The organism is Proteus sp. G2626, assembly GCF_009915985.1.
Classification (GTDB): domain Bacteria; phylum Pseudomonadota; class Gammaproteobacteria; order Enterobacterales; family Enterobacteriaceae; genus Proteus; species Proteus vulgaris.
Genome location: NZ_JAABNH010000027.1, coordinates 612,809 through 634,199, shown reverse-complemented (window position 1 = coordinate 634,199; position 21,391 = coordinate 612,809). Strand labels below are relative to the sequence as shown.

The 21,391-nt window shown below is 37.8% G+C and carries 17 protein-coding genes; 10 read left to right on the top strand and 7 right to left on the bottom strand.

Going from position 1 to position 21,391, the window contains the following annotated elements:
- On the top strand, nt 1–2,049 hold the full coding sequence (locus GWJ05_RS15415; RefSeq protein WP_036936106.1) for a tRNA(Met) cytidine acetyltransferase TmcA: 2,049 nt from the start codon (nt 1–3) through the stop codon (nt 2,047–2,049).
- Here the strand turns inward: GWJ05_RS15415 and GWJ05_RS15410 are convergent.
- A complete protein-coding gene (locus tag GWJ05_RS15410) occupies nt 2,012–2,221 on the bottom strand; it encodes a YpfN family protein (protein ID WP_036936107.1) in 210 nt (69 codons plus the stop codon). The genes GWJ05_RS15415 and GWJ05_RS15410 overlap by 38 nt on opposite strands.
- A gap of 99 nt (nt 2,222–2,320) precedes the next feature.
- Between GWJ05_RS15410 and GWJ05_RS15405 the strand changes: the two genes are divergently transcribed.
- Nucleotides 2,321–2,704 carry a DUF454 family protein gene (locus tag GWJ05_RS15405; protein ID WP_087802204.1) on the top strand — a complete coding sequence of 128 codons (384 nt, stop codon included), beginning with the start codon at nt 2,321–2,323 and terminating at the stop codon, nt 2,702–2,704.
- Nucleotides 2,705–2,706: 2 nt separating this feature from the next.
- Here the strand turns inward: GWJ05_RS15405 and GWJ05_RS15400 are convergent, their stop codons facing one another.
- From GWJ05_RS15400 to GWJ05_RS15390, 3 genes are read right to left on the bottom strand one after another with little or no spacing between them, the layout of a single operon-like run.
- Entirely contained in the window at nt 2,707–3,375 is a 669-nt protein-coding gene (locus tag GWJ05_RS15400) for a M15 family metallopeptidase (protein ID WP_087802205.1), read from the bottom strand.
- On the bottom strand, nt 3,372–4,502 hold the full coding sequence (dapE, locus tag GWJ05_RS15395; protein ID WP_087802206.1) for a succinyl-diaminopimelate desuccinylase: 1,131 nt from the start codon (nt 4,500–4,502) through the stop codon (nt 3,372–3,374). The genes GWJ05_RS15400 and dapE overlap by 4 nt, the downstream gene beginning before the upstream one ends.
- A 5-nt stretch (nt 4,503–4,507) precedes the next feature.
- Nucleotides 4,508–4,879, bottom strand: coding sequence for an ArsC family reductase (locus GWJ05_RS15390; RefSeq protein WP_036936111.1), 372 nt, complete (start codon nt 4,877–4,879; stop codon nt 4,508–4,510).
- 206 nt (nt 4,880–5,085) lie between these two features.
- Between GWJ05_RS15390 and GWJ05_RS15385 the strand changes: the two genes are divergently transcribed.
- Entirely contained in the window at nt 5,086–5,646 is a 561-nt protein-coding gene (locus GWJ05_RS15385) for a hypothetical protein (protein WP_036936112.1), read from the top strand.
- A gap of 77 nt (nt 5,647–5,723) precedes the next feature.
- On the opposite strand, the gene GWJ05_RS15380 is transcribed toward GWJ05_RS15385, so the two are convergent.
- Complete coding sequence (locus tag GWJ05_RS15380) at nt 5,724–6,347, bottom strand: response regulator (protein WP_036936113.1); 624 nt, start codon at nt 6,345–6,347, stop codon at nt 5,724–5,726.
- A gap of 556 nt (nt 6,348–6,903) precedes the next feature.
- On the opposite strand from GWJ05_RS15380, the gene maeB reads away from it, so the two are divergent.
- The 5 genes from maeB (at nt 6,904) to GWJ05_RS15355 (ending at nt 15,669) form a co-directional block, all read left to right on the top strand.
- Nucleotides 6,904–9,186 carry an NADP-dependent oxaloacetate-decarboxylating malate dehydrogenase gene (gene maeB / locus GWJ05_RS15375; RefSeq protein ID WP_036936114.1) on the top strand — a complete coding sequence of 761 codons (2,283 nt, stop codon included), beginning with the start codon at nt 6,904–6,906 and terminating at the stop codon, nt 9,184–9,186.
- Between the two features lie 179 nt (nt 9,187–9,365).
- Nucleotides 9,366–10,235, top strand: coding sequence for a ChaN family lipoprotein (locus GWJ05_RS15370; RefSeq protein WP_036936115.1), 870 nt, complete (start codon nt 9,366–9,368; stop codon nt 10,233–10,235).
- A 45-nt stretch (nt 10,236–10,280) separates the two neighbouring features.
- Nucleotides 10,281–11,063, top strand: a complete 783-nt coding sequence (locus GWJ05_RS15365; RefSeq protein ID WP_224215350.1) for an energy transducer TonB family protein — start codon at nt 10,281–10,283, stop codon at nt 11,061–11,063.
- Nucleotides 11,064–11,090: 27 nt separating this feature from the next.
- Complete coding sequence (locus GWJ05_RS15360; RefSeq protein ID WP_082239457.1) at nt 11,091–13,259, top strand: S9 family peptidase; 2,169 nt, start codon at nt 11,091–11,093, stop codon at nt 13,257–13,259.
- 166 nt (nt 13,260–13,425) lie between these two features.
- The gene (locus GWJ05_RS15355) at nt 13,426–15,669 is read left to right on the top strand and encodes a TonB-dependent receptor (protein ID WP_161681482.1); all 2,244 of its coding nucleotides are present in this window, start codon (nt 13,426–13,428) and stop codon (nt 15,667–15,669) included.
- Nucleotides 15,670–15,774: 105 nt separating this feature from the next.
- Here the strand turns inward: GWJ05_RS15355 and xseA are convergent, their stop codons facing one another.
- Nucleotides 15,775–17,157 (bottom strand): exodeoxyribonuclease VII large subunit, encoded by a 1,383-nt coding sequence (gene xseA, locus GWJ05_RS15350; RefSeq protein ID WP_103004676.1) that lies wholly within the window; start codon nt 17,155–17,157, stop codon nt 15,775–15,777.
- 169 nt (nt 17,158–17,326) lie between these two features.
- Between xseA and guaB the strand changes: the two genes are divergently transcribed.
- Together guaB and guaA are read left to right on the top strand one after the other, a co-directional pair.
- Nucleotides 17,327–18,793: an IMP dehydrogenase gene (guaB, locus tag GWJ05_RS15345; protein ID WP_036936121.1), complete on the top strand. Its 1,467-nt coding sequence runs from the start codon at nt 17,327–17,329 to the stop codon at nt 18,791–18,793.
- Nucleotides 18,794–18,876: 83 nt separating this feature from the next.
- Complete coding sequence (gene guaA, locus GWJ05_RS15340) at nt 18,877–20,454, top strand: glutamine-hydrolyzing GMP synthase (RefSeq protein WP_036936123.1); 1,578 nt, start codon at nt 18,877–18,879, stop codon at nt 20,452–20,454.
- A 223-nt stretch (nt 20,455–20,677) separates the two neighbouring features.
- On the opposite strand, the gene GWJ05_RS15335 is transcribed toward guaA, so the two are convergent.
- Entirely contained in the window at nt 20,678–21,265 is a 588-nt protein-coding gene (locus GWJ05_RS15335; RefSeq protein ID WP_052038484.1) for a hypothetical protein, read from the bottom strand.
- Between the last annotated feature and the right edge of the window lie 126 nt (nt 21,266–21,391).

The following is a 21,391-nucleotide window of genomic DNA, read 5'->3' as shown; positions in this document are numbered from 1 at the left end:
GTGCCATTTTCCCGTTTACATCAATATCAGCAAAAATTAGCGCAATTAGGGCGACGTCAATTATTGCTATTAGCGGGCGATCCTACATGGCAAACAAAACAGATCCAGCAAATTACCCAATTATGCCAAGGTGATTGGATAACGATTTCATCCAATAAGCCTAATGCTATTTTACCAGAGCACGCTATTCGTTTGTTAGGGCGAGAGTTTTTACATGCTGTTTTTGATGCTAATGAGGGATTTAATGCAGATGCTTTAGCCATGCTAACCGGAACATTAAAAGCGGGTAGTTTGCTTATTTTGTGTTTGCCCAATGTTGAGCGTTGGGATAACTATATTGATAACGATAGCCAGCGTTGGAATGATGCACAAGACGTACTTTCAACACCTAATTTTATGACTTGGCTGAAAAATATTACTTTTAGTAATAATCAAGTGGTTATATGGCAACAATCAACGCCTCTTGAGTTACCCACTCTTATTGAAATGGACGGATCTTGGTCACTTCCACAAGGCGAACCGACCAAGGAACAACAAACTATCCTCGCTAATTTATTGGCATCGCCATCGGGTGTTTGGAGTATTATTGCACCAAGAGGGCGTGGAAAATCTGCTCTTGCAGGTATGTTTATTGAACAATATCATGGCAGTGTGATAGTTTGTGCACCGGCTAAAAATAGTACGGATGTTCTATCTTCACATACAAATAAAACGGTTTCATTTTATTCTCCTGATACTTTATTAGCACTGTGCATAAACAATGAGATCCAAAGCGATTGGCTGATTATTGATGAAGCTGCTTCGCTACCTATTGCCCAATTAGAAACATTGTGCCGTTATTTTCCTAGTGTATTAATGACAACGACAGTCCAGGGATATGAAGGTACAGGACGCGGTTTTATGCTTAAATTAGGAGTTAGCATTCCTAATTTACATACTTATCAATTACAAACACCAATTCGTTGGGCTAAAGATTGCCCACTAGAAAATTGGCTTAATCAATTATTATTGCTTGATGAAGTTGACTGTGACTTTAATCGTCAACAAAAAGGTGAAGTGACAATCCACCAGCATCAGGGCAATTGGCATAATAAATTTTCGCAATTACGCAGTTTTTATCAATTACTGACTGGTGCACATTACCGAACAACACCGCTGGATTTACGGCGTTTGCTTGATGGGCAAAGACAACATTATTGGTCAGCGTTAATCAATCAAAAAAATGTGGGTGCGGTATGGTGTATTGAAGAAGGAGGATTGTCTTTTGAACTGGCTCTCGATGTATGGCGGGGTTCTCGTAGACCAAGAGGTAACTTAGTGGCTCAATCATTAGTGACTTATGGTTTAACGCCAGATGCAATGTGTTTAACCTCATTGCGAATTAGCCGAATTGCCGTTTTACCTCAATATCGGCGCCAAAAAATAGGGGCAAACTTAATTGAGCATATTGTTAATGAGAGTCAAAAACAGAATATTGATTATCTTTCAGTCAGCTTTGGTTATACCAAAATGTTAGCACAATTTTGGTTACAATGTGGTTTTCAAATTGTACGATTAGGTATACATAAAGAAGCAAGTAGTGGGTGTTATAGTGCTATGGCGATTTATCCGATAACAGAAAAGGGTGAGCAGTTATTACAATCGTCTTTAAAAAGTTTTTCCTTACAATATCAGCACATAAAAGAGCAAACTGGCATCTGTTTATCGATGCCATCGCTATCCCATGATATAGCTACACAACAAGATAGTTGGTTAATGATGGCCGGTTTTGCATTTGCGCATCGTCCGGTAGTCACTGTTTATGAGAGTGTTGCCAACTTTTTGGTAGGCTATGAGCAACACTATCCGTTATTAGTAGCTTTTTTTGTAGAAAATAAAACAGTTGAGCAGTGTGTGGCTGAATTCTCTTTATCAGGAAAAAAAGTTTTAACTAAGCAGCTAAGAGATCAATGTGCGAAATTAATGGCTGAAAAAGATCCTCAATTAACATCGCATTATCAACAGTGGTTAGCTACTTATTCTCATCCTTCTTGTTTTGATTTTGTTTAGGCCAATCATCTTCATCATCCCATTTATCATTAAAATCACGGTGTGGAGGTAATTTCCGTTTATTTTTAAGAAATTGTTTAGGATCGATTTTGTTCATATCTTTAATTGCGTTAATAATAATTCCCACCAAAAGAATTAAAATAACCCACCAATAGTCAGCAAACCAGTGCATAAATAAACCTTCTGTTTTAAAATCGTTATTGAGAATGAGGATCTTTTTTATTTAACGCTATAAAATAACCTAATACAACAAGAGTTGGAAAAGTACAGTATGAAACGGATATTATTGATTATAGCAGGTTGGTTATGCGTTGGATTAGCCACACTGGGTGTTATTTTGCCTGTATTACCCACGACACCTTTTTTATTACTTGCGGCATGGTGTTTTTCACGCTCGTCAATACGTTTTCATTATTGGTTGCTTTATCGCTCTTGGTTTGGTCCTTACTTACGTTATTGGCAAACCCATCGCGCGATGCCTAAAGGAGCCAAACCAAAAGCAATATTAGTGATCTTACTGACCTTTGCGATTTCACTGTGGTTAGTGTCGATGTTATGGGTTAGAATTTTACTACTCATAATCTTAGCCTGTTTATTGATCTTTATGTGGAGACTTCCTGTAAATGATCAACAAGAAGTCCCATGTGAGAAATAATTTTACTCAGGCAAAACAATATAACGTGAAAATATCTCGTCAAGATTTGCTAATAACCATTGTTTACCATAAATATCTTCTTCCTCTAACACTGATTTAAGTATTTCAGGTGTATAAGCAAGTGAGGCTTCATGAGATAGAGGCCAATAACTGATATGCCAAGGTTCGTAAGCAATATTGCTATCTTTATGAGTAAAAGGGCGATAAAAATCATACGCTGACATATTTTCTGTTAACCACGCATTGAGTTCTGCAAAATAACCATTTGCTTCATATTCCCAGGGTTCTAACTGTAATGATTGCCCTTCAGGTAAGCGAAAAGGATCGTAAATATCAATTTCTGTTCCCCAGTGATGACGACTTGCGCCCGGCAGTGCTGACCACTTTAAAATGGCAATACAACGCTCACCTTCTGATAATGAGTGGATATCAATTGGCTGACTTTGAGCATCTAAGACAGGACGTGTCCCTTCAAATTTTCCATTCCATATTGCCAGTTGACGATTAAAATCCCGAAAAGAGCTGGCGGGCATTAGTTTAAAACCTGTTTTTGTCGCTTGTTGTTGTAATGCTAAAAACGCTTTAGTGGCATTAAATTGTAAGCGATGCTGTCCTGACAAAGTAACTAAATGGTCGGTAGAACGACCCGTTAACATTAGAGGTGTTATCATAAAATAAGTTGCTCCATCACTCGCTGATAAATTCGACTAAGTTGCTGTAGATCTGCAGCATTAACGCACTCATTCACTTTGTGAATAGTTGCATTTACAGGACCTAACTCAACAACTTGCGCACCCATTTGAGCAATAAATCGCCCATCAGAAGTGCCTCCGCTGGTGGAGAGTTCTGGATCTAAATTGGTGTAATGTTTAACAGAATAACGAACTGCTTCAAGCAATTTACCTTGGCCAGTAATAAAAGGTTGGCCGGATAAAGACCACTCTAAATGGTAACGAAGTTGGTGTTTTTGCAATAAAGCTTCTGTACGTTGGCGAATTTCGTCATCAGTAATCGCGGTACTAAAGCGGAAATTAAATTGGATAAACAACTCACCAGGAATAACATTGTTACTGCCAGTACCTGCATGAATATTGGCAATTTGCATGGTTGTTGCAGGAAAGAATTCGTTGCCTTCATCCCAAACCGTATTGACTAATTCTTGAATAAAAAGGGATGCCGTATGAATAGGGTTTTCGGCAAGGTGAGGGTAAGCGACATGCCCCTGCACGCCTTGAATGGTTAAATTTGCGGTTATTGAGCCTCGGCGACCATTTTTTACCATATCACCTAGTTGATGTTGGCTTGAGGGTTCACCTACAAGGCAATAATCAAGACGTTCACCTCGTGACATTAAAGATTGTACGACTTTAACAGTACCATCTGCTGCTTTGGCTTCTTCATCAGAGGTAATTAAAAAAGCCAGCCGTCCACGATGATCAGGATAAGAACGTACAAAGCGCTCTGCAGCGACAACCATTGCGGCAAGAGAGCCTTTCATATCTGCGGCGCCACGACCATAAAGCATGCCATCACGTATGGACGGTTCAAACGGAGGGTGTTCCCATAATGCAATATCACCTGTAGGAACCACATCAGTATGCCCCGCAAAGGCCAATGTTTCTCCCTCACCACCACGACAAGCCCATAAATTTTCAGTTTCACCAAAAGGCATTCTTTCAATAGTAAAACCAAGAGGAGCCAACCTATCAATAATCAATTGTTGACAACCTTGATCGTCAGGACTTATCGAAGGACGTGAAATTAATTGTTGTGCAAGTTCAATAACAGGACAGGACATAAATATTAGGCTCCTGTAAAGGTCAAATAGTCATGGGTATTAAAACCAACAATAAAGCGGTTATCTGAAGAGACAAGAATAGGGCGTTTAATGATAGCGGGTTTATCTAACATCAGTGAGATAGCGGAGGTCACATCCGTGATTGCATTTTTTTCTTCATCAGATAATTGGCGCCAAGTTGTTCCTCTTTTATTCACAAGTGTCTGCCAATCTAAATTTTCTGTAAAGGTGCGTAATAATGCTTCCGTCAAACCCTCTTTGCGGTAATCATGAAACGTGTAGGGAACATGATTATCATCTAGCCATTTACGTGCTTTTTTGATTGTATCGCAATTTTTTATGCCGTACATGGTATATGTCAGGTTTGTCGTGGACATGATATTTTCCTTATATGACAATACGTAATATTAGTATTGATGAGAATGAGTGTTATACAATTCCAAAATAACAGCTTTTGTTGTAGTGAAAAATCCTATTTACATTATAAAATATATCGGATATTAAACTGTCACGTTAGTGTAACGAATTGTGTAGCGTAGAGTAATACAAATACGAATAAAGATTTCCGTTGGTAAAAGAGAATATGAAAAGTATTTCACTGAGTCTTATATTACTTTTACTTTCTTCTTTTAGCTGGGCAGATGAAGAAAATGACAGTCAAAAAGTTGATGAGTATAAAATAGCCTTAGAGGCTTTTTTTAACAGTGATTATTTATTGTGTTTGGGCGAAGGGAAATGGCCTGTGTATAGCAATGAAGATGATGCACCTTGGGTGCTAGAAAGAATGCATGCATTAGTTGAAGCTGGATTGATTGAACAAACAGCAAATGGAGATGAATGGGTGTTCAATCTAAGCGAAAAAGGGCGCAGAGCGTGGCAACCTTATCAAGATTTCTGTTATGGTCATCTGTTTATTAGTCAAATAAAAGAGATCCAGCCGATAGGATCAGGAAAAAGTAAAATTTATTTCTATTATGGTGTAAAAGGCATTCCTTCATGGGCAACAAATGAAGAAATACAAGCCGCTTTTAGCGAACTTGATATTGTCATTAACGGAATTAATAGAGAGCTTTATCAGTTAAATATTGAAAAACTGCCAGATAACCACTTTAAGGTATTAAGTTATCCAGTACCTATTGAATAGTGAATGACCTGATACAGAATTAAGCAAATATTCAATAATAATTCTGCTTACCCCGACCTAGTGTCGGGGTAAAACGTTTAGTACTGGTGCTTAATAAGAATAAGACTTGCTGCTAAACGGGAAGTGACTTGCAACTTCTTCAAAATATTACGAATGTGAACTTTTACCGTTTCTTCAGAGATAAATAAGTTTTCAGCAATTTGCTTATTTTTCATGCCAATTGACACTTCGTGAAGGACGTCAAGTTCTCTTTTAGTCAGTGCTGAAAGTGGATCAGAATAGTTTTGTCTAAGTTGGATATATTGCCAAACTCGTTCGCTATAAACAGGATGCCCGACTGCTGCTTTACGCAAGCTAAGTAAAAGCATATCTAACTCACATTCTTTTAAAAGATAACCGTTTGCGCCTGCATCCAACGCAGCATAAACATCATTACGTGAATCAGAAACGGATAAAACGAGAACGTAAGATGTTAAACCCGAACGACGAAGTGTCCGAATAATATCAATACCTGAACGCCCTTGCAGATTTAAATCCATCATAATTAAATCTGGATTTAATTGTTTTGCAGCGGTTACAGCCTCTTGAGCATTGCCACTTTCGCTTACTACGACAAAATCCTTGTCTTTTTCTAACAATAGCCGTAATCCATATCTCATGATAGGGTGATCATCCACTATCATAATTGAGTAGCTAGGCATAACCCCTCTCCCTAAAAAAAAATAATAATGTGCGTAATCTTTCCAAAAGTAGAAAATAAAAAAGTAAATTCCAAATGAGGAATAAAAATTAGAATCAGACATCTTATTAAAACAATAAGAAAATAAAATTGACGGTTGGCAATATTACACCAATTATTGTTACGGGTAAAAAAGAAAATAACCAAAACGACTAACAAAAAATCTCATTCTATAAAATCATTATAGTTACAACGAGTTGTACGGAAATGAATCTATTTTAAAAATAATAAACAAGCGAAAATAGTTATTGTTTTTTTTAACAATATAAAAAAATTAATTATTTTAAATGTTAATTTAATATCTGGTAAATAATAAACAAATATTGTCTTTTTTCTGTTCGAGTTTATTGCAGAGAGGAAATTAAAGAGGATGAATAATATACCTATAATTAGGTATTAGGGGTTTATAATAAATCTCGTTTACTAAATTGAAAAAAGTGTCGGAGCCGTCATGATTTAACGCGCCATTACCATTATACTAACGAAGCCCTTACCCTATTGATACAAAGGATATGAAGATGGAAGACAAATTAAAACAAAGCGCTCTAGATTTTCATGAATTTCCCGTACCAGGTAAAATCACGGTTACTCCCACAAAACCGTTAATTACTCAACGCGATCTGGCATTAGCTTATTCACCAGGTGTCGCCGTTCCTTGTTTAGAAATTGCGGCCGATCCTCTTGCTGCTTATCGCTATACCGCTAAGGGTAACCTTGTTGGGGTCATTTCAAATGGTACAGCAGTGCTTGGGCTTGGAAATATCGGAGCCTTAGCGGGTAAGCCGGTAATGGAAGGTAAAGGTGTTTTGTTTAAGAAGTTTTCTGGTGTTGATGTTTTTGACATTGAAGTTAATGAAACGGATCCTGATAAACTTGTTGATATTATTGCGTCATTAGAGCCAACATTTGGTGGTATTAACCTTGAAGATATTAAAGCGCCAGAGTGTTTCTATATTGAGCAAAAATTGCGCGAGAGAATGAATATCCCTGTTTTCCATGATGACCAACATGGCACAGCAATTATTTCGACCGCGGCTATTCTCAATGGTTTACGCATTATTCGAAAAGATATTAGCAAAGTAAAATTAGTGGTATCAGGGGCAGGTGCGGCTTCTATCGCTTGTATGAATTTATTGGTGGCTTTAGGGCTAACACGCGAAAATATTACTGTATGTGACTCCAAAGGTGTTATCTATCGAGGTCGTGAAGCCAATATGGCGGAAACCAAAGCGGCTTATGCAATTGAAGATAACGGTACTCGTACATTAGATGATGTGATTAATAACGCTGATATTTTCTTAGGTTGTTCAGGGCCAGGTGTATTAACGCAAGAAATGGTTAAAAAGATGGCGCGCGATCCACTTATTCTTGCGCTTGCAAACCCAGAGCCTGAAATTTTACCTCCCTTAGCGAAGGCTGCACGTTCTGATGCGATTATCTGCACAGGACGTTCTGACTACCCAAATCAGGTTAATAACGTATTGTGTTTTCCTTTCATTTTCCGTGGCGCATTAGATGTCGGTGCAACCACAATTAATGAAGAGATGAAACTTGCCTGTGTACATGCTATCGCAGAGCTTGCACTCGCAGAACAAAACGAAGAAGTTGCTTCAGCGTATGGTGATCAAGAGCTCTCTTTTGGCCCTGAATACATTATACCAAAACCATTCGATCCTCGATTGATCGTAAAAATTGCACCCGCTGTGGCAAAAGCCGCCATGGATTCAGGCGTAGCAAAACGTCCAATTGAAGACTTTTCTGCTTATATAGAGCACCTTAATGAGTTCGTTTACAAAACTAACTTATTTATGAAACCTATTTTCTCTCAAGCGAAAAAAGAGAAAAAACGTATTGTATTAGCGGAAGGTGAAGAAAACCGTGTACTACATGCAACCCAAGAGTTAGTCACGCTAGGATTAGCCACACCTATCTTAATTGGTCGTCCTAGTGTTATTGAAATGCGTATTCAAAAATTAGGATTACATATTCAAGCGGGTAAAGACTTTGAAGTGGTAAATAATGAGAACGATCCTCGTTTCAAAGAGTACTGGCAAGAATATCACCAAATTATGAAACGTCGTGGTGTATCACAAGAGCAAGCTCGTCGTGCAATGATAGGTAATCCAACACTAATTGGTGCCATTATGGTACGTAGAGGTGAAGCAGATGGCCTGATTTGCGGTACGGTTGGAAGCTATGCGGAACATTTTGAAGTTTATAAAAATGTGTTTGGTTTACGTGAAGGAATGGAAACAGCAGGGGCTATGAATGCACTGTTATTGCCAAGTGGTAATACTTTTATTACAGATACTTACGTTAATGAAGATCCAACCGCAGAACAACTCGCTGATATTACATTGATGGCAGCCGACACTATTCGTCGCTTTGGCATTGAACCCAAAGCAGCTCTAGTTTCTCGTTCAAGCTTTGGTTCATTTGATAGTCCATCATCAATCAAACTCAGAAAAGCGTTAGAAATTATCAAACAACGCGCACCTGAATTAGAAATTGATGGTGAAATGCATGCGGATGCGGCATTAGTTGAGTCTATTCGTCGTGATGTTATGCCAGATAGCCCATTAAAAGGATCAGCAAATTTACTTATTATGCCAACGATGGAAGCTGCGCGTATTAGTTATAACTTATTACGTGTAACGAGTTCTGATGGTGTGACGGTAGGGCCTGTATTAATGGGGGTTGCTAAACCTGCTCATATCTTGACGCCAATTGCATCAGTACGCCGTATTGTGAATATGGTGGCATTAGCGGTTGTTGAAGCTCAAACTCAATCTCAAAATTAATCGTTATTAATTAAATGATTACATGCGTAAGGCGCCTTTTTTAGGCGCTTTTTTATGCTTTAAAAAGATTCAAACCGCACTAAATGCAAATTAATATAAGAATGATATTGATAATTGTTATCAATAATATTAACCTATTCGCCTAATCAAAATAAGTACATATAACTAATAGGATGAGTATGTTTTTTTCAATATCAAAAAGGATCTTGCTACTAGTCTCCTTATTAAGCCTTTCAGCATGCCATTCGTTAGAAAAACAACCTCTCTCAACCGTAGACTTAGCAATTATTCAGTCGGCAAACATCATTGATACTCAGACTGGACAATCTATCACGGCAGATACACTGTTAACACGATTAGCAAGCCAACCACGTGTAATTATTGGTGAAAAACATGACAATGTTTTTCATCATGATATTGAATATTGGTTAATGACAGAACTGCCTAAAAAGCGCCCTCAAGGTGCCGTTTTATTAGAGATGCTCACGCCAAGCCAACAATCATTAGTTGATAACACAAAAAAACGTTACACAGGATCTGAATATCTACGAGATGAGCGATTAATGGGGGCATTACAATGGAATTCAGGTTGGCCTTGGAAATGGTATGGCAATATTGTTAAAGCAGGGTTAAGCGCTGATTATCCTTTATTAGCTGCTAACATTGATCGCAGTGAAATATCTAGTGCGTATAAAAATCCTCCTATTATTGATGGTGTGCATTCTACTGATACATCCGTTCGCCAACTTATTCAAAAAACAATCGAGCTTTCTCATGGTGGCGAGCTTGATAAAATACAAGCAGAAAAAATGACTGTTATCCAGCAATTGCGTGATCGTGCAATGGCTAAAAGTTTATTAGATGCCCCGACGCCTGCACTTTTAATTGCGGGATCTTTTCATGCTACAAAAGTAATGGGCGTACCTTTACATGTTGCTGATTTAGCACCGAATGAAAACGTAACAGTCGTGATTATGACGGAAGAGGGAAGTGATGTTACTTCAGTTCATGCCGATTATCTTTGGATAACACCTGTCGCATTACCTTAATTTATTGATAACACAAATATGCTTATTTCTTCTTGTATGGATCAAATGCCAAAATTTCAGCTTTGTAGTTCTAAAGCCTTAATTTTGGCTATCGGTGTGCATGCTGTTTTTGTTATGGCTTATTTTTATTTCATTAAAGAGAATACGGTATTTATACAAGAGCCAGAATTAGCTGTAATGATGAGCTTAAGTGAAAATGTACAAGCACTAAGTGATGAAAAACAGGTTGTAGGGATCGATCAACAACTGGCGGTAGCGAGTCAAAAAAAGGTAGAGCAAGATATTGCTGAAAAACAGCCTGATCTGATTGTGAATGAAAATGCAGATATCTTGCTAGAAAAACCTAAGAAAAGGGTCAATGTAGAGCAAACCGCTAAGGTGGCACCGATTACATCCCCTGCAAAACCAGCGCCCACAATTAGTGAAAATGTGTCTAGTCAATCAGCACCTTCAAGTAGCCGCTCTGCTGCAAAACAGCAATCTAATGATGTTAGTGCAAATTATGACAGCGATTCAGATAGCTCAGAGAGCGCGTTAGCATTATGGCAAGCTAAAACAAAAGGGCACCTTAATCGCTATAAAGCCTACCCTGAAGAGGCAAAAAGCAAAGGTAGAACGGGTATTTCTAAAGTGCGCTTTTTTGTTGATGAACAAGGTTATGTCATATCGAGTGAGTTAATTCTCAGTAGTGGTGTGCGTTCTTTAGATAGAGAAGCACAAAGAGTACTCAAACGCGCAGAACCCTTACCTATACCGCCGATAGAGTTATTGTCGAAAGGTAAAATAATGGTTGAAATGCCAATTGAGTTTTCTACACTAACGTTCTAACGACAGGTTAAAAGGAAATAAAACGTTATGTTAATCGCAACAAAAAAACGGATGACGTTGAAATTAACGAGTGCGATTATGGCATTGTTAATTTCAGCAACACCTGCATTGGCTCAAAATCAGAAGGACTCCCTAGTGATGCCACCAAAAGCGAATAAAGTACCTCATGTGATGACAGATCATGGAGATACACGTACCGATAATTATTATTGGCTACGAGATGATTCACGCAAAGATCCTAAAGTGCTTGATTATCTGAATGCTGAAAATGCTTATACCGAATCAGTGATGAAAGAAGGTAAAGCTCTTGAAGAAACACTCTTCAATGAGATGGTTAGCCGTATGGCTCAAAACGATGAGTCAGTGCCTTATATTTATAATGGCTATACTTATCGTACAATTTATCAAGAAGGTAAAGATTTCCCTATTTATCAGCGTAAACCAGTGAATAGTGAAGGTGAATGGGAAGTTCTTGTTGATGGAAACGAACGTGCCAAAGGGCATGAGTTCTATCAATTAGGTGATTTGACCATTAGCCCAGATAACAAACGCATTGCCATTGCAGAAGATAAAGAAGGGCGCAGAAACTACAATGTTGCCTATAAAGATTTATCGGATAACACATGGGAAGAGAATGTGTTAACCAATATTTCAGCAAACTTAGTATGGGCAAATGATAGTAAAACACTCTTTTATGTGGATAAAGATCCGCAAACGCTACTACCTTATCAAATCTATCGCCATCAATATGGCACTGATCGTAAGCAAGATGTCAAAATCTTCGAAGAAAATGACGATCGCTTTTATACCTGGATGGGTAAAAGTAAATCTGAAGACTATATTTTGGTCTCTATTGAAAGTTCAACCACCTCAGAATCTCGTTTAATTGACGCTAATGCACCAGAAAAACCCATGGTTATCTTTTCTGCACGTCAAGAAGGACGTGAATATGATATCGATCATTTTAATGGCGAGTTCTATATTCGTTCGAATCATGAAAGTGAATTATTTGGTCTTTATAAAACATCCTCCATTGATAAGCCTTGGGAAACCGTCATTGCACCACAAAAAGAGGTTGATTTAGAAGGTTTTGATCTCTTTAATCGCTGGTTGGTTGTGGAAGAAAGAAAACAAGGTTTAGTGTCATTGCGTCAAATTGATTGGAAAACAGGTCAATCAACCAATGTCACGTTTGACGATCCTGTTTATATGGCATGGTTAGGATTTAATCCTCAAGCAGATAGTGAAGAGCTTCGTTTTGGTTATACGTCCATGACAACGCCTTCTTCAACTTACCAATGGAATATGCAAACGCATCAAAAGCAATTGCTTAAACAGCAAGAAGTAAAAGGTTTTGAACGTGATTTATATGAAAGTGAACGTATCTGGGTAAAAGCACAAGACGGTGTTGAAGTTCCAGTGTCATTGGTTTATCGCAAAGACTTATTTAAGAAAGGTGAAAATCCTATCTTAATTTATGGTTATGGCTCTTATGGGAGTAGCATTGATCCTTCATTTAGCTCACCTCGCTTAAGTTTATTAGACAGAGGGTTTGTCTATGCACTTGTGCATGTGCGTGGAGGCGGGGAATTAGGTAAGCGTTGGTATAACCAAGGAAAAATGGAACATAAAGTTAATACTTTTACAGACTTTATTGATGCCACTAAATATCTAATTGCCGAAGGTTATGGAGCACCTAAACACGTTTATGCCATGGGAGGGAGCGCGGGTGGATTATTGATGGGCGCCGTTGTGAATATGGCACCTGAGTTATACCGTGGTGTGGTATCTCAAGTTCCATTTGTTGATGTTTTGACAACCATGCTCGATGCTTCAATTCCGTTAACAACAGGGGAATATGAAGAATGGGGAAATCCTGCGGATAAAGACGTTTATTTCCGCCTAAAATCATATAGTCCATACGACAATGTCGTTGCTAAAGCTTATCCTCATTTACTCGTCACAACAGGATTACATGATTCACAAGTGCAATATTGGGAGCCTGCAAAATGGGTTGCTAAATTACGTGAATTAAAAACAGATAATAACCTACTATTACTTGATACTAATATGAGTGCAGGGCATGGTGGTAAATCAGGACGTTTTAATCGCTTACGCGATACTGCAAAAGAATATGCCTTTATTCTGATGTTAGAACAACCTGAAGTCTATTTTAAAGCTCAAAATATAAAATAGAATAAATTGTAATAATAAATAAGTTTAATAAAATTAGCCTGTCTCTCTTTAAGAGAGACAGCGCTATTATTTAAAACGAATATAACAATAATAATATTTTCTAGTTTAATTATTTTATATAAAGCAGCGTGAGCCTATTTAAATAAAAATAAAGAATAGGTTTATTATGAAATTTACAAGGAAAATACTTAGCACTCTTATTTTATTTTCGGGTGTTAATCATCTTGCCATCGCATCAGAAACTGATAAAGCGGTTCAATTTAGTAGCTTAAAAGTTTCATCAGCACAAAAAGAGACACCAGAACAAAAAGCATTGGGAAAACCGGGTGCTTATAGTTCTATTGGCGAAATTAATAATCTTGAATCTGTTGAACAAGCATTACGAGCAACGCCGGGCACGTATACTCAAATGGATGTAAGCCAACCCGGTGTGAGTGTTAATATTCGCGGACTTAGTGGTTTTGGGCGTGTTAATATGATGGTAGATGGTGTTACGCAAACAACATATAGCACATCCCCTAGCCAAATTAGTCATGGTGGCCAGCCATATAATCAATTTAATAGTATGCTTGATCCAAACTTTATTGTTCAAGTTGATATTTCTCGAGGTCAACAAGATGGTGAAAATAGTATCAATGCCTTAGCAGGTAGCGCTAATTTTAAAACTATTGGCATCGAAGATATTTTATTTAAAGGAAATTCATGGGGAGTAAGAAGTAAAGCAGCTGGTGGTACTAATGGGTTAGGTTATAACGGTATGGTCGCTTTTGCAGGACAACGTTCATTATTTAATGATAATGGTACAGCTGGTGCAATGATTGCATTAAGTGGGCACAAAATAGAATCTTCTTATAAAAATGGTGCCGGTTTTAATAGTGAAGAATTTGCGACTAATAAACATTTTAATCAAAAACCCCATTCAGAATTAGCAAAAATTAATATTAAACCAAATGATACTCATGAATTAGAATTAAGTGGTCGATTTTATAATAATAATTTTAATCGACGTAAAATTGATGCTAAAGATTATTATGCAAAATATCGCTATACACCATTAAATGATCTTTTTGACAGTGAAGTTCGTTTGAGTCACAGCCAAGCGTCTCAAAAATTTGAAGGCGATTCTTTAATGAGTTTACGTAATGCAAATGCAAAAAATATCTCTGATTCTCTTGTTGTTAAAAATACCAGTCGTTTTAATTATGGTGAAATGGATATGGCATTAACACTTGGTTCTAAATTAATGTCAACAGAATACAAACGTAGTGTTATTGCGCCTTCAACGGATCCGTGGCAAGCAAATAATATGGTTGAAAATAATGCGTTTGCACCTCAAGGAAAAAATGATTTAACCAGTTTCTTCTCACAAATGAAATTTGAATACGATATTTATACGTTAGATCTTAATTTAAATTATGTGGATTATCATATTAAAGGGCGTAAACCTGCTTGTGATCCAACTGCTGCCTGTTTCCCAGAAGGCGAAATGAATGTTAATCGTCATGATAGAAATTGGGATCCTGGAATGTTACTTTTCGCTGAAATTATTCCTGAATTTCAGCCATTTATCAGCTATGCACATACAATGAGAGCACCTACTTCACAAGAGATCTTCTTTGCTAATGAAGGTGGTGCTTCAATGAATCCATTTTTAAAAAGTGAAAAAGCTGATACCGTTCAAATTGGTTTCAATAGCTACCGCCCAGATTTAATTATTGAAGGCGACAGCTTACGATTTAAAGGATTGTGGTATCACACAAAAATTAAAGATTACATCTCTAGTGACTCTTATTTTGTTTGTAAAGGTGGTGTACGTTGTAAAAATGACGGTTCTTTAACGTATGAGGATTACGCGGGAATTGAATATGATGGCAATATTTTCCTCTACACCAATAGCCTTGAACCTGTAACTTTACGTGGTTATGAACTCCAAGCAAATTATGATGCAGGGGTATTTTACACAAACCTTTCTTATAGCGATCAGCGCACATCTCAACCAACTTCGATAGCCAGTACAGACTTTGGGCAAACACCTGCTTCTGAATTACCTAAATATTATGCCTCTATTGATACTGGTGTCCGCTTCTTTGATGACCAGTCATTAGAACTAGGTACTGTGATCCAAATCACAGGAAAATCACGTAAATCTTCACCTGAAGGTGTTGATTTTGATACGGGTAAAGTCCCTATGGTGCAACAAGATAATATCCCAACGGTTATTGATCTTTATAGTAATTACAAAATTAATAAGAATATTTCTTTGAAATTTGCAGTGCATAACTTAATGAATAAAAACTATTCTAATGCACTTGATAGAAGTAATTCATCACCAATTATGCAAGATTCGAGTGCTAATACACAAACAGCTCGCGGTAGAAGTTATCTTTTTGCAGGGGAAGTGCGTTTTTAATATAACGTAATGATTATCTTAAAACATAAATAATAAAAAATCGGCACCAATATTATTTTGATGCCGTTTTTATATTTATATAAAGCTTAAATCACTTGATTTGACTTAATCGTTATTTTTAGCAGTTGTTTTGCGTTTTGCTCTTATCTTTTGTTTTTTCACTACTTCACTGGTGATCCAACCATCTTCAACACGTGTTTTTAATGGATCGCCCACTTTCACTTGTTTGGTGTTTTTCAGCACTTCTCCAGACGCTGTCTCACTAATAGTGTAACCGCGAGAAAGTGTTGCGAGAGGGCTCACGCTTTCTAAACGAGAACAGCTAATAGCAAACTGTTCACGTTGACGAGATAGCTGTTGTGAAATACTTTCTCGCATACGGTAGATCAACAGCTGTTGTTGGCGAAGTAATGCTTGAATTTTTGAGTTAGGTGCTTGGTAATTAAGACGTTTTTGTAATTGTACCTGTTGATGTTGCTTAGTTTGTAATAGTCGCTGAAAACTAGAAATTAAGCGCTGTTGTGTTGAGGCTAAAACATTTTGCTGACGAGCAAGGCGCAAATGAGGGTGCTGTTGTTGTAAACGATGATGGAGTTGTGTTATTGCGCGAAGCTTTTTCGCTAAATAGTAATCCATTGCCATTTCAAGGCGTTGTTGTTGAGATTGCAATTGGCGTAATAGTTCAAGTTTATTACGACTGATTAACTCAGCAGCTGCAGAAGGCGTTGGGGCCCTAAGGTCGGCAATAAAATCGGCAATAGTAACGTCGGTCTCATGGCCAACTGCACTCACAATAGGAATTTCGCTGGCAAAAATAGCACGAGCAACACGTTCATCATTAAATGCCCAGAGATCTTCTAATGAGCCACCGCCACGACCGACAATTAAAACGTCACACTCTTTACGATGGTTAGCCAGTTCAATAGCATGAACAATTTGCATAGGAGCTTCAGCACCTTGCACCGCGGTTGGATAGATAAGTACAGGCAAAGAAGGATCACGACGACGAAGAATATTTAAAATATCGTGTAGTGCTGCACCTGTTGATGACGTGATAATACCAATTTGTTTGGCGGGTGATGGCAGAGTTTTTTTATGAATGGCATCAAATAAACCTTCTGCGCTGAGTTTCTGTTTTAACAGCTCAAATTGTTGTTGTAAAAGTCCGTCACCCGCAGGTTGCATACTTTCAACAATCAATTGGTAATCACCTCGTGGTTCATACAATGTAATTGTTGCACGCACTAAAACTTGCTGACCATGTTGAGGACGAAAATTTACTTTGCTATTTTGACCACGAAACATCGCCGCTCTAATTTGGGCATGAGTATCTTTTAACGTAAAATACCAGTGTCCAGAAGAGGGTTGAGTAAAATTGGAAATTTCAGCGCTGATCCAAATGCGACCCATTTCCATTTCTAATAACTGGCGAACGGTCTTATTTAGACGGCTAACAGTAAAAATATTATTGTTTATCGGTAGTGTCATGTGAGCCAGATCAAATTTTAAAACAAAGACTTAATTGATTGATACTACCTAAGTTCGTGGCAGGATCAATAAAAATTTTGAAAAAAAGCTAGAAGCAACCGATTACGGTGTGTATAATTCCGCGGCAATATTTTCTATTTCCTAAAAGCCGCCTTGGTGAGATATTGCTATGTTACGAATTAAAAAAGAAGCACTTACATTTGATGATGTTTTGTTAGTTCCTGCACACTCCACTGTTCTTCCTAATACTGCCGATTTATCAACTCAACTGACTGAAACTATCCGCCTAAATGTTCCTATGCTTTCTGCTGCAATGGATACTGTGACTGAAGCGCCTTTAGCTATCGCATTAGCTCAAGAAGGTGGAATTGGCTTTATCCACAAAAACATGTCAATCGAACGCCAAGCTGAAGAAGTTCGTCGTGTGAAAAAACATGAAAGTGGTGTGGTCACTGATCCTATCACCGTAACACCAGAAACTTCTTTACGCGAAGTTCAAGCAATGACAGAACGCAATGGCTTTGCAGGTTACCCTGTTGTCACTAATGATAACGAATTAGTCGGTATTATTACTGGTCGTGATGTTCGTTTTGTGACTGATTTAGATCAACCTGTTACTGCAGTAATGACACCTAAAGATCGCTTAGTAACCGTTCAAGAAGGTGAAGCCCGCGATATCGTTATGCAAAAAATGCATGAGAAACGCGTAGAAAAAGCGTTAGTGGTTGATAATCACTTTCACCTGAAAGGTATGATCACAGTAAAAGATTTTAAAAAAGCAGAACGTAAACCTAATGCTTGTAAAGACGAACATGGGCGTTTACGCGTTGGTGCTGCTGTTGGTGCGGGAGCAGGTAATGAAGAGCGTGTGGCCGCATTAGTTGCGGCAGGTGTTGACGTTTTACTTATCGACTCATCACATGGCCATTCCGAAGGGGTATTACAACGTATTCGTGATACTCGTGCTTTATATCCTAACTTACCTATTATTGGTGGTAATGTTGCAACAGCAGAAGGTGCTTTAGCACTGGCAGATGCTGGTGTTAGCGCAGTTAAAGTAGGTATCGGCCCTGGTTCAATTTGTACAACACGTATCGTAACAGGTGTTGGTGTACCACAAATTACGGCTATCGCTGATGCGGTTGAAGCACTGAAAGATCGCAATATTCCTGTTATTGCTGATGGTGGTATTCGTTTCTCTGGTGATATCGCGAAAGCATTAGCAGCAGGTGCGGCTTGTGTTATGGTGGGTTCAATGTTTGCAGGCACAGAAGAATCTCCAGGCGAAATCGAACTATTCCAAGGTCGTTCTTATAAATCATACCGTGGCATGGGTTCATTAGGCGCGATGTCTAAAGGTTCATCAGACCGTTATTTCCAAACTGATAATGCAGCAGACAAATTAGTCCCAGAAGGTATAGAAGGTCGTGTTGCTTATAAAGGTTTATTAAAAACTATTGTTCACCAACAAATGGGCGGTTTACGTTCGTGCATGGGTTTAACAGGTTGTGCAACTATTAAAGAATTAAATACTAAAGCTGAATTTGTTCGCATCAGCGGTGCGGGCATTCAGGAAAGCCATGTTCATGATGTTACTATTACAAAAGAATCACCTAATTATCGCTTAGGTATGTAATTTATTCCGAGAAAGGCTTGTTGTACTGATACGGGGCAAGCCTTTCAACTTTATGACTTTATCTGTTTTGGAATTCACCACAAATGACAGCAAATATCCATAATCATCGCATTCTTATCCTTGATTTCGGTTCACAGTATACGCAGCTTATTGCTCGTCGTATTCGTGAAATCGGTGTTTATTGTGAACTCTGGGCATGGGATGTAACCGAAGAGCAAATTCGTGAATTTAATCCTAATGGTATTATTTTGTCTGGTGGTCCTGAAAGTACGACAGAAGATGACAGCCCTCGTGCACCAGAATACGTATTTAATGCAGGCGTTCCAGTACTAGGCATTTGTTATGGCATGCAAACGATGTCGATGCAATTAGGTGGCGATGTCGAAGTTTCTGGTGAGCGTGAATTTGGTTATTCACAAGTTGAGATCCGTGAAACCTGTGCATTATTCCGCGATATTCAAGACTCAGTAAGTGAAGATGGCAAACCATTATTAGATGTATGGATGAGCCACGGCGACAAAGTAACTGCTATCCCTTCAGATTTCGTCACAGTCGCAAGCACTGAAACCTGCCCGTTTGCAATTATGGCCAATGAAGAAAAACGTTTCTATGGTGTTCAATTCCACCCAGAAGTGACACATACTCACCAAGGCTTAGCTATTTTAAAACGTTTTGTTTTAGATATCTGTGGTTGTGATGCATTATGGACTTCGGCTGCAATCATTGAAGACACCGTTGCTCGTTTGAAAGAGCAAATTGGTGATGATCACGTTATTTTAGCGTTATCAGGTGGTGTTGATTCATCTGTTACCGCGTTACTCTTAAATCGAGCAATTGGCAAGCGTTTAACTTGCGTATTTGTTGATAATGGTTTGCTGCGTCTAAATGAAGCAGAACAAGTGATGGAAATGTTTAAAGGTAAGTTTGACCTTAACATTATCCATGTTGAAGCTGAAGATCGCTTCTTGGCTGCACTGAAAGGTGAAAGTGATCCAGAGAAAAAACGCAAAATAATTGGTCATTCTTTTATTGAGATTTTCGATGAAGAAGCGGTTAAACAGCCACAAGTTAAATGGTTAGCGCAAGGTACTATTTACCCAGATGTCATTGAATCCGCGGCATCTGCAACGGGTAAAGCACACGTGATTAAATCACATCATAACGTGGGTGGCTTACCTGATGACATGAAATTGGGTTTAGTTGAGCCATTAAAAGAGCTATTTAAAGATGAAGTTCGTAAAATTGGCCTAGAGTTAGGTTTACCTTACGATATGCTTTATCGTCATCCATTCCCAGGCCCAGGTTTAGGGGTTCGTGTATTAGGTGAGATCAAAAAAGAGTACTGTGATTTATTACGTCGAGCGGATGCTATTTTTATTGAAGAACTGCATAAAGCTGATTTATATAACAAGGTCAGTCAGGCGTTTACTGTGTTCTTACCTGTACGTTCAGTCGGTGTAATGGGTGATGGCCGTAAATATGATTGGGTCGTTTCATTACGCGCAGTTGAGACGGTAGACTTTATGACGGCACATTGGGCACATTTACCGTATGACTTCTTAGGACGTGTTTCTAACCGTATTATCAATGAAGTAGGCGGAATTTCCCGTGTTGTGTATGATATCAGTGGTAAACCACCAGCAACGATTGAGTGGGAATAAAATACCGTTTATCAGCAATAGTTGATAAAGGTTAAAAAACCAAGAGCCATCAGTAAGTTACTGGTGGCTTTTTGTATGTTTCTATTCATTAGAGATAGGATTATTTTTATAAATAATAAATTTAATAAAGTTTTAAATTAATACTTAATTATCTTTTTTAAGATCATGAATCTGATTTTATTCAGATGGTTGCTCTAATAATTTTTTATTAAAATAAAAATCATTAAATACCGTTACCAATAACTGTTCTTAATTCTTTTTTAATATCTTCTTCAAACCATGTACCGTTATTAATAACAACTATGTTGTCGATTTTATCTGCTAAAACAATCTCAGTTTTAATATCCCTTTTATCTAATAATATTTGTATATGTTGTAAATAACGGCGCTTACCAGTAAACCAATTTTTATTAATAGTAAGTAAATTTATAGCATCAATATATCCGCATCCTATCCATTGTTTTAAATGAAGTAATGAGATTTTATTTTCTTTGGAAAAAGTAGGGCGAAGAAGATAAAACTGACCACATGCAGTTTGGGTATCGTAAATTTCTTGTAGAAAATCTTCGACACTTTCTCCACTACTAACAATATTAATTTTACCCGTAAAGGTATCCACTAAATAGGCATTTACACCAATATAACAATGTTCTAGTTGATTATAAATAACATAGCCTTCAGAGTTACAACGGATTATCCAAAAATCTTGTTTAGGTGATAACTCACAAAAATAAATAACAAATTGCTCAGCATAAGGAGTTGAATGACAATGATTAAGAACGATATCTTGTGCTTGTTGTGAGGTTATCATTTTAATTTATAAACCACCTAATTACACATGGGGAAAATGAGAATTTGACTAAGTTTGTATTGGCTTATGTCTGTGTTATAACCATAGAATATTAGCGTTAAGATGTAAATTAGTGAAAAAAGTCAC

Bases quoted from the DNA above. Each gene is read 5' to 3' on its own strand.
- GWJ05_RS15410 (WP_036936107.1), bottom strand. From the start codon at position 2,221: ATGCACTGGTTTGCTGACTATTGGTGGGTTATTTTAATTCTTTTGGTG.
- GWJ05_RS15405 (WP_087802204.1), top strand. From the start codon at position 2,321: ATGAAACGGATATTATTGATTATAGCAGGTTGGTTATGCGTTGGATTA.
- GWJ05_RS15400 (WP_087802205.1), bottom strand. From the start codon at position 3,375: ATGATAACACCTCTAATGTTAACGGGTCGTTCTACCGACCATTTAGTT.
- dapE (WP_087802206.1), bottom strand. From the start codon at position 4,502: ATGTCCTGTCCTGTTATTGAACTTGCACAACAATTAATTTCACGTCCT.
- GWJ05_RS15390 (WP_036936111.1), bottom strand. From the start codon at position 4,879: ATGTCCACGACAAACCTGACATATACCATGTACGGCATAAAAAATTGC.
- GWJ05_RS15385 (WP_036936112.1), top strand. From the start codon at position 5,086: ATGAAAAGTATTTCACTGAGTCTTATATTACTTTTACTTTCTTCTTTT.
- GWJ05_RS15380 (WP_036936113.1), bottom strand. From the start codon at position 6,347: ATGCCTAGCTACTCAATTATGATAGTGGATGATCACCCTATCATGAGA.
- maeB (WP_036936114.1), top strand. From the start codon at position 6,904: ATGGAAGACAAATTAAAACAAAGCGCTCTAGATTTTCATGAATTTCCC.
- GWJ05_RS15370 (WP_036936115.1), top strand. From the start codon at position 9,366: ATGTTTTTTTCAATATCAAAAAGGATCTTGCTACTAGTCTCCTTATTA.
- GWJ05_RS15365 (WP_224215350.1), top strand. From the start codon at position 10,281: ATGCCAAAATTTCAGCTTTGTAGTTCTAAAGCCTTAATTTTGGCTATC.
- GWJ05_RS15360 (WP_082239457.1), top strand. From the start codon at position 11,091: ATGTTAATCGCAACAAAAAAACGGATGACGTTGAAATTAACGAGTGCG.
- GWJ05_RS15355 (WP_161681482.1), top strand. From the start codon at position 13,426: ATGAAATTTACAAGGAAAATACTTAGCACTCTTATTTTATTTTCGGGT.
- xseA (WP_103004676.1), bottom strand. From the start codon at position 17,157: ATGACACTACCGATAAACAATAATATTTTTACTGTTAGCCGTCTAAAT.
- guaB (WP_036936121.1), top strand. From the start codon at position 17,327: ATGTTACGAATTAAAAAAGAAGCACTTACATTTGATGATGTTTTGTTA.
- guaA (WP_036936123.1), top strand. From the start codon at position 18,877: ATGACAGCAAATATCCATAATCATCGCATTCTTATCCTTGATTTCGGT.
- GWJ05_RS15335 (WP_052038484.1), bottom strand. From the start codon at position 21,265: ATGATAACCTCACAACAAGCACAAGATATCGTTCTTAATCATTGTCAT.